At 59.5% G+C, this 15211-nt stretch carries 16 protein-coding genes and 1 pseudogene; 10 read left to right on the top strand and 7 right to left on the bottom strand.

The genetic code is table 11. From position 1 onward, the window contains the following. Positions 1-43: 43 nt before the first annotated feature. The gene (gene hisI, locus CRP02_RS20020; RefSeq protein WP_097172104.1) at positions 44-496 is read right to left on the bottom strand and encodes a phosphoribosyl-AMP cyclohydrolase; all 453 of its coding nucleotides are present in this window, start codon (positions 494-496) and stop codon (positions 44-46) included. A 27-nt stretch (positions 497-523) separates the two neighbouring features. Further along, positions 524-1150, bottom strand: coding sequence for a GTP cyclohydrolase I FolE (gene folE, locus CRP02_RS20015; protein ID WP_003515674.1), 627 nt, complete (start codon positions 1148-1150; stop codon positions 524-526). Positions 1151-1433: 283 nt separating this feature from the next. Between folE and CRP02_RS20010 the strand changes: the two genes are divergently transcribed. From CRP02_RS20010 to thrS, 4 genes are all read left to right on the top strand, one after another. Next, on the top strand, positions 1434-1880 hold the full coding sequence (locus CRP02_RS20010; protein ID WP_097103352.1) for an iron-sulfur cluster assembly scaffold protein: 447 nt from the start codon (positions 1434-1436) through the stop codon (positions 1878-1880). A gap of 3 nt (positions 1881-1883) precedes the next feature. Continuing rightward, complete coding sequence (gene yidD, locus CRP02_RS20005) at positions 1884-2243, top strand: membrane protein insertion efficiency factor YidD (protein ID WP_097102851.1); 360 nt, start codon at positions 1884-1886, stop codon at positions 2241-2243. Then, positions 2240-2761 carry a DUF1697 domain-containing protein gene (locus CRP02_RS20000; RefSeq protein ID WP_097172103.1) on the top strand — a complete coding sequence of 174 codons (522 nt, stop codon included), beginning with the start codon at positions 2240-2242 and terminating at the stop codon, positions 2759-2761. The genes yidD and CRP02_RS20000 overlap by 4 nt, the downstream gene beginning before the upstream one ends. 131 nt (positions 2762-2892) lie before the next feature. Next, positions 2893-4896 (top strand): threonine--tRNA ligase, encoded by a 2004-nt coding sequence (gene thrS, locus CRP02_RS19995; protein WP_003515666.1) that lies wholly within the window; start codon positions 2893-2895, stop codon positions 4894-4896. Positions 4897-4953: 57 nt separating this feature from the next. On the opposite strand, the gene CRP02_RS19990 is transcribed toward thrS, so the two are convergent. Beyond that, complete coding sequence (locus CRP02_RS19990; RefSeq protein WP_097172102.1) at positions 4954-5934, bottom strand: hypothetical protein; 981 nt, start codon at positions 5932-5934, stop codon at positions 4954-4956. Positions 5935-6044: 110 nt separating this feature from the next. Here CRP02_RS19990 and CRP02_RS19985 point away from each other — a divergent pair, with 110 nt between their 5' ends. From CRP02_RS19985 to CRP02_RS19975, 3 genes are all read left to right on the top strand, one after another. Then, positions 6045-6626, top strand: a complete 582-nt coding sequence (locus CRP02_RS19985) for a nitroreductase (protein WP_097172101.1) — start codon at positions 6045-6047, stop codon at positions 6624-6626. Continuing rightward, positions 6626-7237: a flavin reductase family protein gene (locus CRP02_RS19980; RefSeq protein WP_097172100.1), complete on the top strand. Its 612-nt coding sequence runs from the start codon at positions 6626-6628 to the stop codon at positions 7235-7237. The genes CRP02_RS19985 and CRP02_RS19980 overlap by 1 nt, the downstream gene beginning before the upstream one ends. A 109-nt stretch (positions 7238-7346) precedes the next feature. Then, the gene (locus tag CRP02_RS19975) at positions 7347-8501 is read left to right on the top strand and encodes a DUF2336 domain-containing protein (protein WP_097172099.1); all 1155 of its coding nucleotides are present in this window, start codon (positions 7347-7349) and stop codon (positions 8499-8501) included. Between the two features lie 3 nt (positions 8502-8504). On the opposite strand, the gene CRP02_RS19970 is transcribed toward CRP02_RS19975, so the two are convergent. After that, the gene (locus tag CRP02_RS19970; protein WP_097172098.1) at positions 8505-8939 is read right to left on the bottom strand and encodes a hypothetical protein; all 435 of its coding nucleotides are present in this window, start codon (positions 8937-8939) and stop codon (positions 8505-8507) included. A gap of 107 nt (positions 8940-9046) precedes the next feature. Between CRP02_RS19970 and CRP02_RS19965 the strand changes: the two genes are divergently transcribed. After that, a complete protein-coding gene (locus CRP02_RS19965; RefSeq protein ID WP_097172097.1) occupies positions 9047-9502 on the top strand; it encodes a GNAT family N-acetyltransferase in 456 nt (151 codons plus the stop codon). 189 nt (positions 9503-9691) lie between these two features. Here CRP02_RS19965 and CRP02_RS19960 read toward each other — a convergent pair whose 3' ends face one another. After that, entirely contained in the window at positions 9692-10930 is a 1239-nt protein-coding gene (locus CRP02_RS19960) for an AI-2E family transporter (protein WP_097172096.1), read from the bottom strand. A 229-nt stretch (positions 10931-11159) separates the two neighbouring features. Between CRP02_RS19960 and CRP02_RS19955 the strand changes: the two genes are divergently transcribed. Continuing rightward, complete coding sequence (locus tag CRP02_RS19955; protein WP_035252137.1) at positions 11160-12893, top strand: ABC transporter ATP-binding protein; 1734 nt, start codon at positions 11160-11162, stop codon at positions 12891-12893. Between the two features lie 22 nt (positions 12894-12915). On the opposite strand, the gene CRP02_RS19950 is transcribed toward CRP02_RS19955, so the two are convergent. Beyond that, entirely contained in the window at positions 12916-13140 is a 225-nt protein-coding gene (locus CRP02_RS19950) for a hypothetical protein (RefSeq protein WP_097172859.1), read from the bottom strand. A 397-nt stretch (positions 13141-13537) separates the two neighbouring features. Between CRP02_RS19950 and CRP02_RS19945 the strand changes: the two genes are divergently transcribed. After that, entirely contained in the window at positions 13538-14863 is a 1326-nt protein-coding gene (locus CRP02_RS19945; RefSeq protein WP_097172095.1) for an Nramp family divalent metal transporter, read from the top strand. Between the two features lie 8 nt (positions 14864-14871). Here CRP02_RS19945 and CRP02_RS19940 read toward each other — a convergent pair. Continuing rightward, positions 14872-15158 (bottom strand): annotated as a pseudogene (locus tag CRP02_RS19940) (helix-turn-helix domain-containing protein). Positions 15159-15211 lie beyond the last annotated feature (53 nt).

Genomic DNA, 15211 nt, shown 5'->3' with positions numbered 1-15211 from the left:
AATTATTGGTAGCAAATTGGTGCGGCGGATGGAAGGTGGCCGTTCACATGCCAGAATAGGTAGTCGCCGGGTCGAAATGGCGGGTATCGTCGGTGATTCTGGTCATGGCATTGCCATCGGCCAACTCGACCGTGCGGTAGAAGCAGGAGCGGCGGCCGGTATGGCAGGTCGCGTCATGGCCGGCGACGGAGACCTTCAGCCATACGGCGTCCTGATCGCAATCGGTGCGGAATTCCTTCACCGTCTGCAGGTTGCCCGAGGTTTCGCCCTTTTTCCAGATCTTGTCGCGCGAGCGGCTGTAATAGTGGGCGATGCCCGTTTCCAGCGTCAGCGACAGGGCTTGCGCATTCATATGGGCGACCATCAACAATTCACCATCACGCGCATCGGTGACCACGGCGGTGACAAGGCCGTGGGCATCGAATTTCGGTGAGAAGAGACCTGAATTTTCAAGCACTTCCTTGTCCGCAGGCGCGGACGGAAACGAAATGGACATTGCTACCCCGGGGAAAAAGCGGAACCGTTAGCGGTTCCGCACCATGGTCATGAAGCGCACCTGCTCTGCCGGGTCGTTCTTGAAGGTGCCGGTGAAGCTGGTGGTGAGGGTCGTGGACCCCTGCTTGTTTACGCCGCGCATGGACATGCACATATGTTCGGCGTCGATCATGACGGCCACACCGCGCGGCTTCAAAGTTTCTTCGATGGATCTTGCGATCTGCGCGGTCATGTTTTCCTGCGTCTGCAGGCGGCGGCCAAAGATTTCGACGACGCGGGCGATCTTCGACAGGCCGAGCACGCGCCCAGCCGGAAGATAGGCGACATGCGCCTTGCCGACGATCGGAACCATGTGGTGTTCGCAATGGGAGAAGAAGGGGATGTCGCGCACCAGCACTACATCGTCATAACCGCCAACTTCCTCGAAGGTCGTGCCGAGAACGTCCTGGACGTTCAGCTCATAACCGGCGAACAGTTCGCGATAGGCCTTGGCAACGCGCTTCGGCGTGTCCAGAAGTCCTTCGCGGGCGGGATTTTCTCCTGCCCAGCGCAGAAGAACGCGCACTGCTTCTTCCGCTTCCGTCTGGCTTGGGCGAGCCTCTGCCACATCGGGTTTTGCGCCAGCGCCGGGGAAATTCTTCACGATCGCATCCATTCCGTCTCTCCCGATGCGGGTCAAGGCCGCACCTGAACTTTGTTTTTCGTAGCGGGGACTTCGTCCACCGTTGCTGCTATCTGGTTGTTTTACAGCATTTTGGCAAGGCCGATGCTGATATTTCGGTATCGGAGCCGTTAATTTCATATCGGCTTGATGTCCAGAAAGCTCGTTAGCATATAATGGGAATGAAGGGCAGGAAAGCTCCACTGCGACAAACGCTGTGTTTGAAAAAAATGACCTGTCCCGTTTTTGGGCATTCTTGAACGCCGGATACCTGATGATGGACGATATCTACAACAACCGAATTCTGGAATTTGCCGGAAATATTCCGCTGACCGGCGTGCTTGATGATGCCGATGCCAGCGCTGAAAAACATTCGCGGCTGTGCGGCTCCAAACTCAAGGTTTATCTCAAGGTCGAAGGCGGCATCGTCACGGCTTTTTCACACGAGGTTCGCGCGTGCGCCCTCGGCCAAGCATCCGCCTCGATCATGGCGCATCATGTCGTCGGCGCTTCCAGCGGTGATATTAGGCAGGCGCGGGAAGACATGCTCGCCATGCTGAAGCAGGGCGGCGAGGGGCCGACAGGCCGTTTCGAGGACATGCGGGTGCTTTCACCCGTCCGGGATTTCAAGGCACGCCACGCCTCGACCATGCTGACCTTCGAAGCGGTGGTCGATGCTCTCGACCAGATCGAAGCCCGGCCGGTTCTGAACGCTGCGGGTTAGGCGATGTGCGGTGAACCGGACTGCGGACATCAGAAGACGGGGGAGAAGGTCGGGCGATCCCGCAACTGGGGTGGAGCCTTTGCGAAGACCCCTGGCCGTCTTTTCGGCGTTGGCTTCATCCGGCTCTATCAGCTGACTTTGTCGGGTTTCGTCGGCAATTCCTGCCGCCACATCCCCACCTGTTCCGAATATGGCTATGAGGCGATCGCCCGCCACGGACTTTGGCCGGGCGGGTGGATGACGCTTTTTCGCGTCGCGCGTTGCGGTCCGGGCGGCACCAGCGGGCTGGACCCCGTGCCGGAAACGCTTGCCGCCGACAAGCACTGGTGGACGCCCTGGCGGTATTGGATGCTGCATCGATGACCTATGTCGCTCTTCTGCACAGCATCGTGCTCGGCGCGGGCAAGCGGCTCATCATGGCCGATCTGCGTGAAATGGCGCAGGAGCTGGGCTTTGAGGACTGCAGGACGCTGGTTGCGACCGGAAATCTGGTCTTCCGTGCACCGGAGGCGCCTGTCTGCGAAATCGAGAAGGCGCTGGAGCGCGCCTTTGAAAAACGGTTCGGCAAACATGTCGATATTCTCGTTCGCTCAGCGCCCGATTGGCTGGCCCTGACTGCCAAGAACCCGTTTCCGGATGGCAATCCACCGGATGTCTGCATAAGGGTGATGCGCGAGCCGCTTGCCGGGGATTATCTCGGACTCTTGGAGAAGTACCGCCAGAAGGAAAAGATTGCCATTGTCGGCGGTGACCTATGGATCGACTTTTGCGGAAAGCCAAGCGAAAGCCGGCTTCTCTCTGCGCTGACCACGAAGAAGCTCGGCATCGGCACGACCCGCAACGCCAATACCGTCAATGGAATTGCCGAAATGCTTCGCTGAGCCGCCGTTCACCTTTGACTGGAACGGCAAAATTCTTTATCAGCCTGCCTGCCCATCTGCGAAAGAGGGCGTTCTTTTTATTCCAACACCACCCGCATTCGTTGGCGGGACTGGATCAGGAGCATTCGACGATGTCACAAACCGTTTCCCTTACATTTCCCGATGGTTCCGTACGCAGCTATCCCGCCGGCACGACCGGCCGCGAGGTCGCCGAATCCATCTCCAAATCGCTTGCGAAGAAGGCTGTCGCCATTGCGCTTGATGGTACCGTGCGCGATTTGTCCGAGGCAATCACCGATGGCAAGATAGAAATCGTCACGCGTGAGGACAGCCGCGCGCTGGAACTCATTCGCCACGATGCCGCCCACGTCATGGCCGAGGCCGTGCAAGAGTTGTGGCCCGGCACGCAGGTGACGATCGGCCCTGTCATCGAGAATGGCTTCTATTACGACTTTGCCAAGAACGAACCTTTCACGCCGGAAGATCTCCCGAAGATCGAAAAGCGGATGAAGGAGATCATTCAGCGCAACAAGCCGTTTACCCGCGAAGTCTGGTCGCGCGAGAAGGCCAAGGAAGTCTTTGCTGCAAAGGGCGAAAACTACAAGGTCGAGCTGGTCGATGCCATTCCCGAAGGTCAGGACCTGAAGATCTATTATCAGGGCGATTGGTTCGATCTTTGCCGCGGCCCGCATATGGCGTCCACGGGGCAGGTCGGTACGGCCTTCAAGCTGATGAAAGTGGCCGGCGCCTATTGGCGTGGTGACAGCAACAATGCGATGCTGTCGCGCATCTACGGCACCGCCTGGGCGACCCAGGAAGAGCTGGACAATTACCTGCACGTTCTGGCCGAAGCCGAAAAGCGCGACCACCGCCGTCTTGGCCGGGAAATGGACCTTTTCCATTTCCAGGAAGAGGGTCCGGGCGTCGTCTTCTGGCACGGCAAGGGCTGGCGCATGTTCCAGACGCTGACGGCCTATATGCGCCGTCGGCTTGCCAATACCTATCAGGAAGTCAACGCGCCGCAGGTGCTGGACAAGTCGTTGTGGGAAACCTCCGGTCACTGGGGTTGGTATCAGGAAAACATGTTCGCGGTGAAATCCGCCCATGCTTTCACCCATCCCGATGACGAGGATGCGGATCAGCGCGTTTTTGCCTTGAAGCCGATGAACTGCCCCGGCCACGTGCAGATCTTCAAGCATGGCTTGAAGTCTTATCGCGAAATGCCCGTTCGCCTTGCTGAATTTGGCAATGTCCATCGCTACGAGGCTTCAGGTGCACTGCATGGCCTGATGCGCGTTCGCGGCTTCACGCAGGATGATGCGCACGTCTTCTGCACGGAAGAGCAGATGGCGGCGGAATGCCTGCGCATCAACGACCTGATCCTCTCCGTCTATGAGGATTTCGGTTTCAGCGAGATCGTCGTCAAGCTTTCGACCCGTCCGGAAAAGCGTGTCGGTTCCGACGATCTCTGGGACCGCGCTGAAAGCGTCATGATGGAGGTTCTGAAGACCATCGAGGAACAGTCCGGCGGCCGCATCAAGACCGGCATTCTGCCGGGCGAGGGCGCTTTCTACGGGCCAAAGTTCGAATATACGCTGAAGGATGCTATCGGTCGTGAATGGCAGTGCGGCACGACGCAGGTGGACTTCAACCTGCCGGAACGTTTCGGCGCCTTCTATATCGACCAGAACTCTGAAAAGACGCAGCCGGTGATGATCCATCGCGCCATCTGCGGCTCGATGGAGCGCTTCCTTGGTATCCTGATCGAGAACTTTGCCGGTCATATGCCCTTGTGGTTCGCGCCGCTTCAGGTCGTGGTCGCGACGATCACCTCGGATGCGGACGATTATGGCCGCGAGGTTGCCGAAGCACTGCGCGAGGCGGGCATGGCTGTCGAAACCGACTTCCGCAACGAGAAGATCAACTACAAGGTCCGCGAGCACTCGGTGACCAAGGTTCCGGTCATCATCGTCTGCGGACGCAAGGAAGCGGAAGAGCGCACTGTCAACATCCGCCGTCTCGGTTCGCAGAACCAGACGCCGATGTCGCTCGAAGATGCGATTACAAGCCTCGTGGAAGAGGCGACGCCGCCGGATGTGAAGCGCAAGCTTGCGGCGAAGAAGCAGGTTGCGTGACAAAAAACAACGGCCCCTTCGGGGGCCGTTTTCGTTACTGGCTGAGGGTAGTTAGGCCTATTCGAAATCGCCTGTCATGTCTTCCGGCGCCTGATCCTTCATCAGCACTTCCACATCGGCGTCCCGGCCTGACGTGACCTTGAAGTTGCGCTGGTAGACCTTGTCCTTGTTGCGGGCCATGGCGGTATATTCGCCTTCCGCCAGAACCATGGTCGAAAACGCGCTGACGCTTTCGTTCACAACGTCGCCGCCGCCGTTCAGCACCGACCAGGCCGTATCGGCAATGGCTTCGCCGCCCTGTTCGGAGACGAGCTTGAGCGTGATCTGTGCCGCCTGATGCTGCAGGGTTGCTTCGGTCAGCTTGCCTGCCTCCACCTGAATATCGGCGCGCACCACCGCATTGACGTTGCCGTATTCGGAAACGACATGATAGGTGCCGGCATTGAGGCGCACGACGGTATTGGGCTTGATGTCGGCCATGACAAGGCCGCGCTCGCCATCCGGTCGGGCGTCGGAGGAATAGACGGAAAATTTGAGCTGGTTAGCGGAGATCTGTTTGTCGGAACCCGCGATCGCATTCAGAACGAAACCGCCAGCATCGAGAATCAGCACCTGTTTCTGGACATTACCGGAGCTCGGAACGTTGAGTTTCTTGGTAACACCCGCGCGCCCGAAGGCAACGTTGACGAAATATTCGCCGGGTACCAGATGGAACTGCGCCGAACCACCCTCGGAGCTTGCCAGCATCGGCAATTTGCCGTCAGCGCCCGGAATGGGGCTGAAGACGCGCCAGGAAAGGCCTTCCTTCACCGCTTCGCCTTCACTCGTCAGCTTCGCTTCCATGGCGATATCACGGGCGGTGCTTGCGGGGGCATTCGGGGCGGTAGGAGCGGTGAAAGCATTGAGTTTCGGCATTTTAGGCGTGCCGCCAAGCTGCTTGAAGTCCTTGAAAGCGTCTTGCGAAAAGGCTGCCTGTGATAAAACGCCGATCGCGGCGAACGCAATGGCCAGACGTGCCGCGATTTTGATTGCCGACATTTTCGATACCGATTGACTTCTTGATTTTCCCGCATCACTTCAAAACCAATGCCGTGGCTATTTCAAGGCCCATAATTTCGCGATGACAGCACAATGGAAGAATTTTGATCATGACAAGTGACATCAAGCTCCTCGACTATCTCAAGGTTCGCCGCTCCACCCCCGCCCTGCAACTTGCCGAGCCGGGTCCATCGAAAGCGGAAATCGAGGAAATCCTGCGCCTTGCCGTGCGCGTGCCTGACCATGGCAAACTGGCGCCGTGGCGCTTCATCGTTTATCGCGGCGAAGACCGCGTGCGTATGGGGGAAGAAGCGCTCCGGATCGCGCTTGAGAAGAACCCGGAACTGGACCTGCAGCAGCAGGACGCGGAGCGCACCCGCTTCACGCGCGCTCCCGTCGTCATCGCCGTCATCAGCACCGCCAAGCCGCATTTCAAGATTCCGGAATGGGAACAGGTCATGTCCGCCGGTGCAGTGTGCCTCAATCTTATCTTCGCCGCCAACGCCAATGGTTATGCGGCGAACTGGCTGACGGAATGGCTTGCCTTCGACCCGGCCTTCCTGTCGGAACTGGGGATTGCCGCAGACGAGAAGGTCGCCGGATATATTCACATCGGCTCGACGACATTCCCGCTTGTGGAGCGGCCACGGCCGGAGCTTGCGGATGTGGTAACCTGGGTTGGGGACGTCTGATGTTCTACACCACCGACACCAACCAGCACGGCCTCCCGCACGATCCGTTCAAGGCTATCGTCGCGCCCCGGCCGATCGGCTGGATTGGCTCTAAAGGCCGGGACGGCTCTTTCAACCTGTCGCCCTATTCGTTTTTCAACGCGATTTCGGACCGGCCGAAGCTGGTGATGTTTTCCTCCAGCGGGCGCAAGGACAGCCTTCGCAATGTCGAGGAAACCAGTGTCTTCACCGCCAACCTCGTCAGCCGCCACCTGGTCGACAGGATGAACGCGTCTTCCGCGCCGGTGAACTATGATGTCGATGAGTTCCGGCTTGCCGGTCTGACTGCCGTTGACGGGCGGGTGGTGGATGCGCCTTTCGTGGGGGAGGCGCTGGCCGTTCTGGAATGCCGCGTGACCGAGATAATCCAGCTGAAGGACATCGACGGCACACCGGCGGATTCCTGGATGGTGATCGGGCAGGTCATGGCAATTCACATCGACGATACGATCATTCGTGATGGTCGCATCGATATGGGACTGGCACGTCCGGTGGGGCGAATGGGTTACATGGATTACTGCGACGGCGGCAGCGACGTGTTTCAGTTAAAGCGTCCGTCTACTGCGCCGTAGAACTTCTTCGCCGGCAACTGTTAAATTTTATGGTGAACCAAACGTAAACTATTTGCGCCTAGAGTTTTATACATGGCGGCGGCAATGATGCCGTCGTCCATTGTTGCGAATGTGTTTCGAGGCTCAGGTGATCGTACAGGCATTTCTTCGCTGGTCTGAAAAGGCTGGATCGACCGAGCGGGCGAAGGCCGCCAATGCGCTTGGCCGTGCCTATCTGCATTCAGACATGGCGCGGGAGAACCGTGACGCCGCCTATATGGCGATGACCTATCTTCTTGACGACCCTTCTCCGCGCGTGCGGCTGGCACTTGCCGAGGCGCTGGCGGATGATCCCGATGCCCCGCGCGCCATTCTCGTTTCGCTTGCCGAAGACCAGCCGGAGATTGCCTGCACCGTGATCGCCCGCTCGCCGGTTCTCAGCGAGGCCGATCTGGTCGATCTTGCCGGGCGCGGCGAAAGCCTGACGCGCGCCTTCATCGCGGCAAGGCGGGGCCTGCCGCGCGGTGTCTGCGCAGCACTTGCCGAAGTCGGTGATCTGCCGGAAACGATGATCCTTCTAGAGAACGACGACGCCTTCATCACACCGTTTTCGCTGCGCCGCATTGCCGAGCGGCATGGCTGCAACGCCGACATTCGCGACCTGCTGCTGTGCCGAGAGGTGCTGCCCGCCGATACCCGCCATCTTCTGATGGCGCGCGTCAGCGAGGCCCTGGCAGGTTCGGCGCTGGTTCATGCCCTGATCGCGCGCAACCGCGCCGACAGTATTTTCCGCGAAGCGGAAGATTCCGCCACCATCCTCATCGCCGCCAATGTTTCGTCGCCGGAGTTGCCGGCGCTGGTGGAGCATCTGCGGCAAAGGCTGGAACTGACACCGGCGCTTCTCATCCATGCCGTCTGTTCGGGCAGGCTGGAGTTTTTCACGGCGGCGATGGTCAATCTCTCAGGTCTCGACGACCGCAAGGTGCGCGCCATTCTGGCGACCGGACGGCCGCACGCGCTGAAGGCGCTGTTCCAGTCCGTCGGTCTTTTGGGCGATGTCGTGGATGTCTTCATGGAGGCGACGTTGATGTGGCGCCGCGCCGCCCGATCGCATCTGTCGCAGGCCGCAGCCTCTGTGTCGGCCGAACTGCTTGCGCATTTCCGCAAGGTCGATGGTTCCGAAACGCTGTTCGAACTCTTGCACGCCGTGCGTAAACTGACCATTGCCGAGGAACGGCAGAAAGCGCGGCACTATGCGGAAGCGCTGACGGTCGAGGCGGCCTGAGGCTTACTTCTCGAACCGCTTGGCAATCCACGAATAGCTGTTTTCCACCATTCTGACCGGCGTTCCGAGCAGGTGCTTCACGCCTTCGGTGGAGGGCAGGATGCGGCTGACGCGGCTGATCGCCTGTTTTGTCAGGCTCTCTTCTTCCTTTTGCGTGACCTGTGCCGGTGGCTCCTCTGTTTCGGCCGGGGCCGTGGCGGCGGGAGGCTGCGTTGCGGGCGCGTTGCCCGCAGTCTGGGGCGTCTGCTCGCCCGGTGTCTGGCACACGGCCACCACGACCGGGTAGGACGCATTTGCGTAACGTTCCAGCTCTTTCTCCGACACGGCGTCGCATAGTTCGATGCTCGTCCAGCGCTGCTGCGAGGTGGCGAGGTAATGGCAATCGGTGGCGGTGTCGTCACAGCCTAGGAAGGTCATGAGAACGAGGGCTGTTTTCATGGTGTGTGTTGCCTCTGTCGGGAATTATGCTCTAGAAACTCATCTATCCCGATTGCAGTGACATTACGACGAAATACGCATTTTTTTGAGAGAAAGCAGGCATCGCATTGGCCCCCGAAATCAAGCTTGAAACACCCCGGCAGGAAGCGGTTTTGCGCCTCATCGATCTGTCTAACGTCTATATGGCGTCGCTTTATCCCGCCGAAAGCAATCATCTGGTCGATATCGGCCAGCTGGAAAAGGACAATGTTTCCTTTTTTGTGGCGCGACATGGTGACCGCGTCGTTGGCTGCGGCGCGCTGGTGGAGGCGGGTGACGGCACGGCGGAGGTCAAGCGCATGTTCGTCGATCCGGAGGCGAGGGGATTGCGGATCGGCAAGCTGATCATGGATACGCTCATTGCGCGCGGCGCCGAGCTTGGGCTCACCGCCATCCGACTTGAAACAGGCATCAGCCAGCCGGAAGCGATCGGTCTCTACCGCAAGGCGGGGTTTGTCGAGATTGAGGCGTTTGCGCCCTATAAGCCGGACCCGCTCAGCCTGTTCATGGAAAAGGCGCTTTAGGGCAAAGGCCTGAGTTTGCCGGCACGCCTTGCCATCCTCTGCCTTGTGCCGAGGATCTAACCACGTATCGTGAAATCAATCGGTCGCAGATGCTCGGGACAGGCCCGAGTATGACGAAGGTGGGTTTAAGGACTTTTCGCCAAGCTGAGCCGCGCTAAAGCAAGCGCCCTTCACCGCGAGCTTTTGCGATCAAAACGCTGCTTTTCGGAACGCCGTCGTTTCGTTGCTATCCTCTTCACGCGCAACGATGTCGTCGATTGGGTCATTTTCAGCTGTAGGGGCCGGCGGAACGTCGACGGTGGCGCCAGCGGAGATTTCCACTTCACGCACCCATTCCCGCCAGATTGCCACCAGCAGCGCCATCAGCACCGGGCCGATGAAGAGGCCAAGGAAACCCATGGTCTTGACGCCGCCGACGAGGCCGAAAAAGGTCGGCAGGAAAGGCAGCTTGATCGGGCCGCCGACGAGTTTCGGACGGATGGTCTTGTCGACGATGAAAAGCTCGACCGAACCCCAGATGAATAGCCCGAGGCCATAAGCGGGAGAGCCGCTGGCGACCAGATAGATCGATACGAGAGTGAAAGAGAGCGGCGCGCCGCCCGGGATGAGCGCCATGACACCGGTGAGCACGCCGAGTGTAACGGGCGAGGGGACGCCGGCAATCCAGTAGGCGATGCCGAGGATTATGCCTTCGCCGATGGCGATCAATGTCATGCCGGTGACGGTGGAGCTGATGGTGGCGGGCACGACGCGGGAAATGCGCTCCCACCGCGTCGGCAGGATGCGTTCTCCCACAAGATCGACCTGATGGGAGAAGCCGGCACCGTTGCGATAGACAAAGAACAGCGCGATCAACATGAACAGCAGGGTCAGCACGAGGTGGAACGCGCCGTTGCCCGCGGCGAGGATCGCCCGGTAGATATTGCCGATATTGGCACCGCTGACGAGCTGGATCACTTCGCCGATCGCACCCGGTGTGCCGATATATTTCACCCATTGCTCGCCGAGCCAGGAGCCTACGCCGGGCAGCGCCGCGATCCAGTCGGGCACCGGAGCGCCCACCTTGTTGACATGCACCGCCCAGCCGAACCATTCGCGGATTTCGCTGGCCGTATAGGAAGCGGCGATGAAGATCGGCACCACGAGGAAGGTGAGGATGAGGATGATGGCGATGGAGGCGCCGAGCGTGGTGTTGCCGCCCACCTGCCGCAGAAGCCGCGTATAGACCGGCCAGCTGGCGAAGCCGATGACAAGGGCGGCCAGAACCGGAACGAGAAAGCCGTGGAAGAAGTAGATGCCCGCAAGGGCGACGAGAACCAGCAGCCAGCGCGCAGCCGATATTGGCGGGATCAGGGCGATCCGCGTCGGGCTGGCCGGACCAAGCCATCTCGGTTCGCCACTGGGCTTACGGCTGTCAATATTACTCACGGCAGGCTCTTTCTCGCATTCTCCCCGAAGGGTGCATTCACTCTGTCACACCAATACATATAAGTGCAATATAACCGGATCACATTACCGTTGTGTGTTTATCGCTCAGCCTATTGAACGATTTTGGTAAAAATAGAACATCGGTCTTGGCGTGCGCATTGAAATATGACAATTGAACTCCGTTTTTATTGCGGCCTCCGCTTGCCGCGCCCGCTCTTCAGGTCATGCCATGCTGCGCCGTTTCTTCGCCTATTACCGTCCCTATCGCGGTCTGTTCATTCTCGATTTTTCCTGCGCGGTGCTGTCGGGCGTGCTTGAACTCGGTTTTCCGATGGCGGTGAAAGCCTTCGTGGACGTGCTGCTGCCGGGTGGCGAATGGGGCATCATCCTCGCCGCATCGGTCGGGCTGCTGGTCATCTATGTCCTGAATACGGGACTGATGGCGACCGTCACCTACTGGGGACATATGCTTGGCATCAATATCGAGACCGACATGCGGCGGCTGGCTTTCGACCACCTGCAGAAGCTCTCATTCCGCTATTTCGACAATCAGAAGACCGGTCATCTGGTTGGCCGGCTGACGAAGGATCTGGAAGAGATCGGTGAGGTGGCCCATCACGGCCCCGAGGATCTGTTCATCGCCATCATGACCTTCATTGGCGCATTCCTGCTGATGCTGTCGGTCAATGTGCCGCTGGCGCTAGTCACCGCCGCCGTCGTGCCTGTTACCGCCTGGGTGACGAGCCGTTACGGTGGCCGCATGACGCAGAACTTTCGCGCGCTCTATGGTCGGGTAGGCGATTTCAACGCCCGTATCGAGGAAAATGTCGGTGGCATGCGGGTGGTGCAGGCCTTTGCCAATGAGGACCACGAGCGCGCGCTGTTTGAGAAGGACAACCAGAAATACCGCCGCACGAAGCTCGATGCCTACAAGATCATGGCGGCCAGCACCTCGCTCAGCTACATGAGCATGCGGCTGACGCAGATGATCGTGATGATCTGCGGCGCTTGGTTCGTGCTGCATGGTGGCCTGACGGAAGGCGGCTTCGTTGGCTTCCTGCTGCTGGTCGGCGTGTTTTTCCGCCCGGTGGAGAAGATCAACTCGGTTATCGAGACCTATCCGAAGGGTATTGCCGGTTTCCGCCGCTTTACCGAGCTTCTGGACACGGCGCCGGACATCATCGATGCACCGGATGCGATCGAGGCACCGGCGCTTTCCGGCGCCATTGAATATCGCCATGTCGGTTTCGGTTATGCCGAGGGCAAGCAGGTTCTCGACAATATCGACCTGAAGATCAATGCGGGCGAGACTGTGGCCTTCGTGGGGCCGTCGGGGGCGGGCAAAACGACGCTTTGCTCGCTGCTGCCGCGCTTTTATGATGTCACCAGCGGTTCGATCACCATTGACGGCATCGATATCCGCAAGATGAAGCTTGCCTCGCTGCGCAACCAGATCGGCATCGTGCAGCAGGATGTGTTCCTGTTTGGCGGCACGATCCGCGAGAATATCGAATATGGCCGGCTCGGCGCTTCCGACGTCGAGATCATGGATGCGGCGCGGCGGGCCCGGCTCGATGGCGTCATCGAAGCGATGCCGATGGGGCTCGACACCGTCATCGGCGAGCGTGGCGTGAAACTTTCCGGTGGTCAGAAACAGCGTCTTGCCATTGCCCGCATGTTTCTCAAAAACCCGCCTATCCTCATTCTCGACGAGGCGACCTCTGCGCTCGATACCGAAACCGAGCGGGCCATTCAGCAATCGCTGACGGAGCTTGCCAAGGGCCGCACAACGCTCGTCATCGCCCACCGGCTGGCGACGATCCGCGATGCGTCACGCATCGTGGTAGTAGACCAGACGGGTATTGCCGAAACGGGCGCCCATGCCGAGCTTCTGGCCGCCAAGGGCCATTATAGCCGCCTGCATGAGGCGCAGTTTAGCGGGCATCTTCAGGGTCTGAGTTAAGCGGCGCGTCTTGCGCCGCATATCAGCCGTTCTCCGCTGCGTTTTCCTCGATGATGCCGGTATTCGGCTCTGGCTTGCCGGGATGGCTGGTGACGAGATAACCCATGGCGACAGCGGCGGCGACGATGACCAGCAGCACCACGCCGCTGATGGTCATCAGCCAGTCGCGCGGCCTTCGCTGCGCCATGATATATTTCGGCCACCGGTTAGGCTGGTTCGCCACGCTGAATTTATTGCCGTCTCGCATGAACTTCCCCGGACTATCGTTGCTTCTTGGAAGATAAACGCGGGCATGCACGCGGCTGTTCCGCAATGGCGGGGGGGCAGAGGCGATGACAACGCCGTGAGTTTTCGCGGTAGGATTGGCCGTGGGTCCCCGTTGTTCACTGGTTACTCGGCGGAGAGGAGTCTTTTCAGACCAAAGATTTGGGCTGGCTGGCTTCCGGCTCAAGGCTGGAATGACGGAGGAGGGGTCTCATTTCACCAAATCATTGCTTGTTGCGCCGGTGGTTGCGTTCAGGCCGAATGTTACTGCGGCGTCTCGCGCCGGCACACAGCTTCGAAACTCCTCTTGCCAGTCCACACCCTTTTATGCGAATGATTTGCAATTGCATTAATTCAATTTCCATTTGAAAGTTCGCAAGATGGACAAGCCTGTCTTTGGATGGCGGCGGAATGGCGACGATCTCTCGCTGTCCGACGTTCACAGCTCGATCAAGATAAGCCCGAATGCCGGTACGTTTCGCCGGGCGATGGCGTTCTTCGGACCCGGATATCTCGTGGCGGTCGGTTACATGGACCCCGGCAACTGGGCAACGTCGCTCGCCGGTGGCTCCAAGTTCGGTTACACGCTGCTGACGGTGGCGCTGATATCGAACATCATGGCCGTTGTCCTTCAGGCGCTCTGTGCCCGTCTTGCGATCGCTTCAGGGCGCGATCTGGCTCAGGCCTGTCGCGATGCCTATCCGAAACCGGTGGCGATGGTCCTCTGGCTGCTGGCCGAAATCGCAATCATCGCGACGGATATTGCCGAAGTCATCGGCACGGCGATCGGTCTCAACCTGATTTTCGGCATTCCGCTCGAACTCGGCGTCCTCATCACGGCGCTTGACGTGTTCCTGATCCTCTATCTGCAAAGGCTTGGCTTCCGCTGGGTGGAAGCGCTCGTCATCACGCTGCTTGGCGTCATCGCCGTGTGCTTCGCCATTCAGGTGGCGCTCGCCGATCCCGACTGGGGGCAGGTGATCCTTGGGTTTGCGCCGACGACTGAGATCGTCACCAACCCCGACATGCTGTATCTGGCACTCGGCATTCTGGGCGCCACCGTCATGCCGCATAATCTCTATCTGCATTCGGGTATCGTACAGACCCGCGAAATCGGCGCCACGATTGCCGAAAAACGCGAGGCGCTGAAATTCGCGACGCTCGATTCCACCATCGCGCTGATGTTCGCCCTGCTCATCAACGCCTCGATCCTCATTCTCGCGGCGGCGACCTTCAACAAGGCGGGGCAGACGAACGTTGCCGAACTCGGAGAGGCGCATAGTCTGCTTGCGCCGCTGCTCGGCCTTGCGATTGCGCCGACACTATTCGGGGTGGCGCTTCTGTGCTGTGGCATCAATTCCACCGTCACGGCAACGCTTGCGGGCCAGATCGTGATGGAAGGGTTCCTCAAGATGCGGCTTGCCCCGTGGCTGCGCCGCCTCATCACCCGCGCCATCGCCATCGTTCCTGCCGCCGGCGTCACCATCTTTTATGGTGACAGCGGCACGGGCCAGCTGCTGATCCTGACGCAGGTGGTCTTAAGCCTGCAACTCTCCTTCGCCGTCTTTCCGCTCGTGATGTTCACCGCCGACCGCGCCAAGATGGGCGAACTGTGCGCCCCGCGATGGCTCTCGGCGTTTGCATGGTTTATCGCCATCGTCATCGCTGCGTTGAACGTAAAATTGCTGTTTGATTTTGTGGGGTGAGGGACGCGTTAGGCCGTGCCTTTTCGAAGCGCGGCCGCGGTTCCCGCCGGATCGACGGCGATTACTTTCAGATAGGCGCGGGCCGGTTGATCCGGTTCGCTGCGGCCCTGTTCCCAATCACGCAAAGTGCCGAGCGGAATATGGTAACGGGCAGAAAATTCCTCCTGCGTCAGCTTCAGCGCCCGGCGGATGATCTTGATACGCGGCATTCTGGGGCAGAGGCAGGCTGTTCGGCGGAAAGCGGCGGATTGTCGGGATCGGCGAGCGCATTGGCCTCCGCTTCTTCGTCGGTCATGGCGTGAAGATGGGCCTATCTGGCTCGGTCGATTTTACCCGATTATTGGCCCT

The sequence above is a fragment of the Rhizobium sp. AN5 genome, from assembly GCF_900215255.1.
GTDB lineage: Bacteria > Pseudomonadota > Alphaproteobacteria > Rhizobiales > Rhizobiaceae > Agrobacterium > Agrobacterium tumefaciens.
This window is presented reverse-complemented; position numbering and strand designations above follow the sequence as displayed.

Bases quoted from the DNA above. Each gene is read 5' to 3' on its own strand.
- hisI (WP_097172104.1), bottom strand. From the start codon at position 496: ATGTCCATTTCGTTTCCGTCCGCGCCTGCGGACAAGGAAGTGCTTGAA.
- folE (WP_003515674.1), bottom strand. From the start codon at position 1,150: ATGGATGCGATCGTGAAGAATTTCCCCGGCGCTGGCGCAAAACCCGAT.
- CRP02_RS20010 (WP_097103352.1), top strand. From the start codon at position 1,434: ATGGACGATATCTACAACAACCGAATTCTGGAATTTGCCGGAAATATT.
- yidD (WP_097102851.1), top strand. From the start codon at position 1,884: ATGTGCGGTGAACCGGACTGCGGACATCAGAAGACGGGGGAGAAGGTC.
- CRP02_RS20000 (WP_097172103.1), top strand. From the start codon at position 2,240: ATGACCTATGTCGCTCTTCTGCACAGCATCGTGCTCGGCGCGGGCAAG.
- thrS (WP_003515666.1), top strand. From the start codon at position 2,893: ATGTCACAAACCGTTTCCCTTACATTTCCCGATGGTTCCGTACGCAGC.
- CRP02_RS19990 (WP_097172102.1), bottom strand. From the start codon at position 5,934: ATGTCGGCAATCAAAATCGCGGCACGTCTGGCCATTGCGTTCGCCGCG.
- CRP02_RS19985 (WP_097172101.1), top strand. From the start codon at position 6,045: ATGACAAGTGACATCAAGCTCCTCGACTATCTCAAGGTTCGCCGCTCC.
- CRP02_RS19980 (WP_097172100.1), top strand. From the start codon at position 6,626: ATGTTCTACACCACCGACACCAACCAGCACGGCCTCCCGCACGATCCG.
- CRP02_RS19975 (WP_097172099.1), top strand. From the start codon at position 7,347: ATGTGTTTCGAGGCTCAGGTGATCGTACAGGCATTTCTTCGCTGGTCT.
- CRP02_RS19970 (WP_097172098.1), bottom strand. From the start codon at position 8,939: ATGAAAACAGCCCTCGTTCTCATGACCTTCCTAGGCTGTGACGACACC.
- CRP02_RS19955 (WP_035252137.1), top strand. From the start codon at position 11,160: ATGCTGCGCCGTTTCTTCGCCTATTACCGTCCCTATCGCGGTCTGTTC.
- CRP02_RS19950 (WP_097172859.1), bottom strand. From the start codon at position 13,140: ATGCGAGACGGCAATAAATTCAGCGTGGCGAACCAGCCTAACCGGTGG.
- CRP02_RS19945 (WP_097172095.1), top strand. From the start codon at position 13,538: ATGGACAAGCCTGTCTTTGGATGGCGGCGGAATGGCGACGATCTCTCG.